Raw genomic sequence first — 6,310 nt, 5'->3', positions numbered from 1 at the left:
ATTTCGAGCGTCTTCTCTTCATCAGAGTAGATTTTAAGTGCTAGCTTTTTCACATTTAAAATAATAGATGTTACATCTTCGACGACGCCTTCAATTGTTGAGAACTCATGCAGTACACCATCTATTTGTATAGATGTTACAGCGGCACCAGGGAGAGAAGACAATAGGATACGACGCAAGGAGTTACCCAAAGTTGTACCATATCCACGCTCGAGTGGCTCGACCACGAATTTACCAAACTTGGTATCTTCGCTGATGTCAACCGTTTCGATTTTTGGTTTTTCAATTTCGATCATTTATAAACCCTCCTTCAAAACGTCGAAACCCCGGCTAGATTGTATCTATATATGGATCTAACCGAAATTCCCTATAAGTAAGTTCCCGAATGTGCACAACAACTGGTTAATAATTCTGTAAGAACTTATAAATTACTTTATCATAACCCATTATTGACATGGATACAAAATCTATACAGAAAAATTAAACACGGCGACGTTTTGGTGGACGGCATCCGTTATGAGGAACTGGAGTTACGTCTTTAATTGCTGTAACTTCTAGACCTGCAGCTTGAAGGCTACGAATAGCAGCTTCACGACCAGCACCAGGACCTTTTACAGTAACTTCAAGAGTTTTCATACCATGTTCAACAGAAGCTTTTGCAGCAGTTTCAGCAGCCATTTGTGCTGCGAAAGGTGTAGATTTACGAGAACCTCTGAAACCTAATGCACCAGCACTTGACCAAGCAATTGCATTTCCGTGAACATCAGTAATAGTAACAATTGTGTTATTGAATGTTGAGCGGATGTGAGCTACACCAGCTTCAATATTCTTTTTCACACGACGTTTACGAGTATTCGTTTTACGTGCCATTGTTCAATTCCCTCCTTTACTATTTTTTCTTGTTCGCTACAGTACGGCGTGGACCTTTACGTGTACGAGCATTGTTTTTCGTATTTTGACCACGAACTGGTAATCCGCGACGATGACGAAGCCCACGGTAAGCACCAATTTCGATAAGACGTTTAACATTTAGTGAGATTTCACGACGAAGGTCACCTTCAACCTTTAGACGGTCAATAACTTCACGAATTTTTCCTAATTCATCTTCAGTAAGATCACGAACGCGTGTATCCGGTGATACGCCAGCTTCAGCAAGAACTTTCTGTGCTGTAGTCTTTCCGATACCGAAAATATATGTTAATGATATTACAATACGTTTTTCACGTGGAATATCAACACCAGCAATACGTGCCATTTATACACACACCTCCTTGTATATTAGCCTTGTTTTTGTTTATGTTTCGGGTTTTCACAAATAACCATAACTTTACCTTTACGACGAATAACTTTACATTTTTCGCAGATAGGCTTTACAGATGGTCTAACTTTCATTTTTCAAACCTCCTTGATAGTACGGAGTGCATTTATTTGAATCGGTAGGTAATTCTACCGCGTGTTAAGTCATATGGTGATAATTCTACAGTAACTTTATCTCCAGGTAAAATGCGAATAAAGTGCATGCGAATTTTACCAGAGACATGAGCTAATACAGTATGACCATTCTCTAATTCAACCTTAAACATTGCGTTAGGTAATGTCTCAGCAACAGTACCTTCCACTTCAATTACATCGTCTTTAGCCATCGAATTGTTCTCCCTTCTTCAAATCAGTAACGTGATCATTAATAAACTTTTGTAATGCATACTTAAGTTTACCATTTGTCACACGACTCGTTTCATTAATACTGCTCTGAACTTCCGGAGATACGCAATTGAAAAATTCAAGATGATTAATGTTTTTCTTTTTAGGCTTATTGAACTTCCGCTTATCCCCATCTGCAAGTAATACGAAGCGTTCATCGAGAATTTGTATGATCACTGCATACTGACCGGCATCTCTGCCCTCTGTAATCATTACAAACTGACCTATGAGTGGACTCGAATCAGATTCGCGCAAACCATAATCACCTTCACTTAGGCTTTTGTAAGGATCTCATATCCATTTTCGGTAATAGCAATTGTATGTTCAAAGTGAGCACACATTTTACCATCAACTGTGACAACAGTCCAGTTATCAGCTAACGTTTTCACGTATCGACTACCTGCATTCACCATTGGTTCGATTGCAAGCACCATCCCTGGCTTTAGCCTTGGTCCTTTATTAGGAGGACCGTAATGAGGGATTTGAGGGTCTTCATGCAAGTCTTGCCCAACACCATGCCCAACATACTCTCGTACGATCGAAAAGTTGTGAGACTCAACATAGTCCTGAATTGCATGAGAGATATTCGAAAGCCTCTCACCAGGCTTTGCTTGATCTAAACCTTTGAATAGTGATTCCTCGGTAACCTTTAGAAGTTTTTGGTTTTCCTCTGATATAGTACCAACTGCATATGTCCAAGCAGAATCTCCATGGTAACCATTATACTTCGCACCTATGTCGATACTAATGATATCACCATCTCGAAGTATTCTATCACCTGGTATCCCGTGTACTAATTCTTCGTTTACAGAAGCGCAGATGCTTCCGCGAAAACCATTATACCCTTTAAAGGAAGGAAGTGCATCAGCTTTGAGAATAAACTTCTCAGCGATTGCATCCAATTCTTTTGTACTAATACCTGGTGTAATATGTTTTTGCAGTTCTTGATGTGTTAGAGCAACGATTTTGCCAGCTTCACGCATGATCTCTATCTCACGTGGAGTCTTACAAATAATCATTCACCCGAACCTCCAAGTAGTGCTTTTATATCAGCAAATACCTCATCAATATGTTGCTGACCATTAATATTACGAAGATACCCTTTAGCATTATAAAAATCAAGAAGTGGCTTAGTTTGTTCTAAGTTAACCTCAAGTCTATTACCTACAGTCTCAGCATTATCATCTGGACGCTGATATAGCTCTCCTCCACATTTGTCACAAACCCCATCTTGTGCAGGTGGGTTAAAAACTAAGTGGTAAGTAGATCCACAGCTTTTACAAATCCTACGGCCTGTAAGACGATCCATAAGAATGCTTTGGTCAACATCTATGTTAATTACATAGTCAATTGTCTTTCCTAATTCGGAAAGCATTCCTTCTAATGCATCAGCTTGAGCAACAGTTCGAGGGAAACCATCAAGTAAAAAGCCTTTTTCACAGTCATCTTTACTTAATCGTTCACGAACAATACCGATTGTCACTTCATCTGGAACCAAGTTTCCTTGATCCATAAATGATTTTGCTTTTATTCCAAGTGGTGTTCCTTCTTTAATCGCAGCACGGAACATGTCACCCGTTGAGATATGAGGGATTGAATAGCTATCAACAATTCGCTCTGCCTGAGTGCCTTTACCAGCACCAGGTAGTCCCATCAATACTAGGTTCATATTTGTTCCCCCTCAGTCTCTTATATTCAGGTTCTGGGAATTAAATTCCCAGTACCATATTATTTAATAAAGCCTTTGTAGTGGCGCTTTACAAGCTGACTTTCAAGCTGTTTCATTGTTTCAAGTGCAACACCAACAACGATTAGCAAACTTGTTCCACCAATTTGTGCTGAAGGTGGTAGGCCAGCAAAGTTTATAAAGAATACAGGAAGGACTGAAATTACTGATAAGAAGATCGCACCAACAAATGTAAGTCTATATAGAATACGAGTTACATATTCCTGTGTATTCTTTCCTGGACGGATGCCGGGAATATATCCACCTTGCTTCTTTAAATTCTCTGCCATTTGTTCTGGATTTACCTGAACGAATGTATAGAAATAAGTGAAAGCAATAATTAGTGCAACATATAAAATCATTCCAACCGGTTGTGAATAATCGAATGTTCTTTGAATCCATAATGTTACATCATTTTGACCAAAAAACGAAGCGATAGTTGGTGGAGTAATGATAAATGAAATAGCAAAGATTACTGGAATTACTCCTGCTGCATTAACTTTTAGCGGTAAGTGTGTTGAATGTCCACCAACTGGACTATTCGCAACTAAACGCTTTGCATACTGAATCGGGATTTTACGTAATGCTTGTTGAATGAAGATTACACCAACCACGATTGCAATAACAGCTAATAAAAGTAAAACAACAGTAACAATACGTAAGAATAGAGCATCTCCTGCATCGCCAAACTGCTGTGCATAGATTTGATTTACTGTCGTAGGAATAGCAGCTACGATCCCCGCGAAGATAATGATTGAAATACCATTACCTACTCCTTTAGCAGTAATCTGTTCTCCTAACCACATTAAAAATGCAGTTCCACCAGTTAAAACTGTAGCGATTAATAGATAAGTACCTACTCCTGGGTTTTCAATCAATTGACCGCCAGCCATATTGTTGAATCCATAAGACATACCAAGTGCTTGGATAAAACCTAGCACAATTGTACCGTAACGAGTAAATTGAGCCAATTTACGACGACCTACTTCACCTTGCTTTGACCACTCAGTGAACTTTGGTACAACATCCATTTGTAACAACTGCACGATAATGGATGCTGTAATGTAAGGCATAATCCCCATTGCTAGGATAGAGAAGTTATAAAGTGCTCCCCCACCAAACGTATTTAAGATACCAAACACATTTAATTCATCACTAGCTTTTAGGACATCTGGATTTACACTAGGAACAGGTATGAATGTACCAATTCGAAATATAACTAACATTAAAAGAGTGAAAATGATCTTATTTCTGATATCACTTACGCGCATAAAATTGGAGATTGTCTGAAACATTAGATCACCTCAGCCTTACCGCCTGCTGCTTCGATTGCTTCTTTAGCGGCAGATGAGAATTTATGAGCTCTCACTGTAAGCTTCTTTTCAACAGCACCTTTAGCAAGGACTTTAACACCTGAGTTTAACTTGCTGATTACACCGGTCTCTAATAAAAGTTCAGGTGTAACTTCAGTGCCGTCTTCAAAGCGGTTTAACGTTTCAAGGTTTACAATAGCAAAGTCTTTACGACTGATGTTTGTGAAACCACGTTTAGGAAGACGTTGGAATAAAGGTGTTTGACCACCCTCAAATCCTGGGCGAACTCCTCCGCCAGAACGAGCGTTTTGACCTTTATGACCTTTACCAGATGTTTTCCCGTTACCAGAACCTGTACCACGACCTACTCGGTTACGAGTTTTACGTGAACCTTCTGCTGGTTTTAATTCATGAAGTTTCATTTGGGCACCTCCTTATTGATAAAGATTCGATTATTGTTCTGTAACTGTAACTGTAACTAGATGAGAAACTTTATTAATCATACCGCGAATCGCAGCATTGTCCTCGTGCACTACAGTTTGATGCATCTTTTTCAAGCCAAGTGTGCGAACAGTTACACGTTGATCTTCAGGACGACCTATTACACTACGAGTGAGGGTAATTGCTAATTTGTTTGCCATTTTATTTCCCTCCTTATCCTAACAGTTCTTCAACTGATTTACCACGTAACTTAGCTACATCTTCAGCACGCTTCAATTGGTTAAGACCATTAATAGTAGCACGCACCATATTGATAGGTGTGTTTGTACCTAGAGATTTAGATAAAATGTCATTAACACCAGCTAATTCAAGTACTGCACGCACTGGACCACCAGCGATAACCCCAGTACCCTCTGAAGCAGGCTTAAGTAGTATGTTACCTGCACCAAATTGTCCGATAACTTGGTGTGGAATTGTTGTTCCAACCATTGGTACAGTGATCAAGTTTTTCTTAGCATCTTCAATAGCTTTGCGGATAGCTTCTGGTACTTCTTGTGCTTTACCAGTACCCATTCCGACATGGCCGTTCTTATCGCCAACAACGACTAATGCAGCAAAGCGGAAACGACGTCCACCTTTTACTACTTTAGCAACACGGTTGACAGTAACAACGCGCTCTTCAAGTTCTAATTTGTTTGGATCTACGCGACGCATGTTATGTCCCTCCTTTTTTGATTAAAATTCTAGACCAGCTTCACGAGCAGCGTCAGCTAAAGCTTTAATACGTCCATGATATAGGTATCCTCCACGGTCGAATACTACCGTTTTAACACCTTTTTCTTGAGCACGCTTAGCAACTAGCTCACCAACTTTAACTGCAGAATCCATGTTTGCCGAAGATTCTAAGCTAAGTTCTTTATCTAAAGTCGAAGCACTAGCAATCGTTACTGAATTTAAATCATCGATTACTTGAGCATAAATGTGTTGATTTGAACGGTACACATTTAAACGAGGGCGTGTAGCAGTTCCTGATAATTTTGAACGAACACGTGCATGTCTTTTCTTACGAACTGCATTTTTATCAGGTTTCGTAATCATCTACGTCACTCCTTTCTTTTTTCTAAGCGGT

At 39.5% G+C, this 6,310-nt stretch carries 12 protein-coding genes and 1 pseudogene; all 13 read right to left on the bottom strand.

Annotation, left to right across the window (positions count from 1 at the left end; translation table 11 throughout):
• Nucleotides 1-296 (bottom strand): annotated as a pseudogene (locus J2Z26_RS21055) (DNA-directed RNA polymerase subunit alpha); the annotation flags it as partial.
• Between the two features lie 184 nt (nt 297-480).
• A complete protein-coding gene (gene rpsK / locus J2Z26_RS21050; protein WP_193471005.1) occupies nt 481-870 on the bottom strand; it encodes a 30S ribosomal protein S11 in 390 nt (129 codons plus the stop codon).
• 19 nt (nt 871-889) lie between these two features.
• Entirely contained in the window at nt 890-1,255 is a 366-nt protein-coding gene (rpsM, locus tag J2Z26_RS21045) for a 30S ribosomal protein S13 (RefSeq protein WP_193534100.1), read from the bottom strand.
• A 23-nt stretch (nt 1,256-1,278) separates the two neighbouring features.
• Complete coding sequence (gene rpmJ, locus J2Z26_RS21040; protein WP_003156543.1) at nt 1,279-1,392, bottom strand: 50S ribosomal protein L36; 114 nt, start codon at nt 1,390-1,392, stop codon at nt 1,279-1,281.
• 32 nt (nt 1,393-1,424) lie between these two features.
• Complete coding sequence (gene infA / locus J2Z26_RS21035; protein ID WP_010285101.1) at nt 1,425-1,643, bottom strand: translation initiation factor IF-1; 219 nt, start codon at nt 1,641-1,643, stop codon at nt 1,425-1,427.
• Nucleotides 1,636-1,956, bottom strand: a complete 321-nt coding sequence (locus J2Z26_RS21030) for a KOW domain-containing RNA-binding protein (RefSeq protein WP_193534101.1) — start codon at nt 1,954-1,956, stop codon at nt 1,636-1,638. Before J2Z26_RS21030 ends, infA begins: the two co-directional genes overlap by 8 nt.
• 17 nt (nt 1,957-1,973) lie before the next feature.
• On the bottom strand, nt 1,974-2,720 hold the full coding sequence (gene map / locus J2Z26_RS21025) for a type I methionyl aminopeptidase (protein WP_193534102.1): 747 nt from the start codon (nt 2,718-2,720) through the stop codon (nt 1,974-1,976).
• Nucleotides 2,717-3,370 (bottom strand): adenylate kinase, encoded by a 654-nt coding sequence (locus J2Z26_RS21020; RefSeq protein ID WP_193534103.1) that lies wholly within the window; start codon nt 3,368-3,370, stop codon nt 2,717-2,719. The genes map and J2Z26_RS21020 overlap by 4 nt, the downstream gene beginning before the upstream one ends.
• A 59-nt stretch (nt 3,371-3,429) precedes the next feature.
• The gene (gene secY / locus J2Z26_RS21015; RefSeq protein ID WP_193534104.1) at nt 3,430-4,722 is read right to left on the bottom strand and encodes a preprotein translocase subunit SecY; all 1,293 of its coding nucleotides are present in this window, start codon (nt 4,720-4,722) and stop codon (nt 3,430-3,432) included.
• Nucleotides 4,722-5,162 (bottom strand): 50S ribosomal protein L15, encoded by a 441-nt coding sequence (gene rplO / locus J2Z26_RS21010; RefSeq protein ID WP_193534105.1) that lies wholly within the window; start codon nt 5,160-5,162, stop codon nt 4,722-4,724. The genes secY and rplO overlap by 1 nt, the downstream gene beginning before the upstream one ends.
• Nucleotides 5,163-5,192: 30 nt before the next feature.
• Nucleotides 5,193-5,381 (bottom strand): 50S ribosomal protein L30, encoded by a 189-nt coding sequence (gene rpmD / locus J2Z26_RS21005; RefSeq protein WP_193534106.1) that lies wholly within the window; start codon nt 5,379-5,381, stop codon nt 5,193-5,195.
• A gap of 13 nt (nt 5,382-5,394) precedes the next feature.
• Nucleotides 5,395-5,895: a 30S ribosomal protein S5 gene (gene rpsE / locus J2Z26_RS21000; RefSeq protein ID WP_193534107.1), complete on the bottom strand. Its 501-nt coding sequence runs from the start codon at nt 5,893-5,895 to the stop codon at nt 5,395-5,397.
• 21 nt (nt 5,896-5,916) lie between these two features.
• A complete protein-coding gene (rplR, locus tag J2Z26_RS20995; RefSeq protein WP_193470996.1) occupies nt 5,917-6,279 on the bottom strand; it encodes a 50S ribosomal protein L18 in 363 nt (120 codons plus the stop codon).
• Between the last annotated feature and the right edge of the window lie 31 nt (nt 6,280-6,310).

This window comes from Cytobacillus luteolus, from assembly GCF_017873715.1.
Lineage (GTDB): Bacteria > Bacillota > Bacilli > Bacillales > Bacillaceae_L > Bacillus_BV > Bacillus_BV luteola.
This window is presented reverse-complemented; position numbering and strand designations above follow the sequence as displayed.

Coding starts and splice junctions, on each gene's coding strand:
- rpsK (WP_193471005.1), bottom strand. CDS start 870: ATGGCACGTAAAACGAATACTCGTAAACGTCGTGTGAAAAAGAATATT.
- rpsM (WP_193534100.1), bottom strand. CDS start 1,255: ATGGCACGTATTGCTGGTGTTGATATTCCACGTGAAAAACGTATTGTA.
- rpmJ (WP_003156543.1), bottom strand. CDS start 1,392: ATGAAAGTTAGACCATCTGTAAAGCCTATCTGCGAAAAATGTAAAGTT.
- infA (WP_010285101.1), bottom strand. CDS start 1,643: ATGGCTAAAGACGATGTAATTGAAGTGGAAGGTACTGTTGCTGAGACA.
- map (WP_193534102.1), bottom strand. CDS start 2,720: ATGATTATTTGTAAGACTCCACGTGAGATAGAGATCATGCGTGAAGCT.
- J2Z26_RS21020 (WP_193534103.1), bottom strand. CDS start 3,370: ATGAACCTAGTATTGATGGGACTACCTGGTGCTGGTAAAGGCACTCAG.
- secY (WP_193534104.1), bottom strand. CDS start 4,722: ATGTTTCAGACAATCTCCAATTTTATGCGCGTAAGTGATATCAGAAAT.
- rplO (WP_193534105.1), bottom strand. CDS start 5,162: ATGAAACTTCATGAATTAAAACCAGCAGAAGGTTCACGTAAAACTCGT.
- rpmD (WP_193534106.1), bottom strand. CDS start 5,381: ATGGCAAACAAATTAGCAATTACCCTCACTCGTAGTGTAATAGGTCGT.
- rpsE (WP_193534107.1), bottom strand. CDS start 5,895: ATGCGTCGCGTAGATCCAAACAAATTAGAACTTGAAGAGCGCGTTGTT.
- rplR (WP_193470996.1), bottom strand. CDS start 6,279: ATGATTACGAAACCTGATAAAAATGCAGTTCGTAAGAAAAGACATGCA.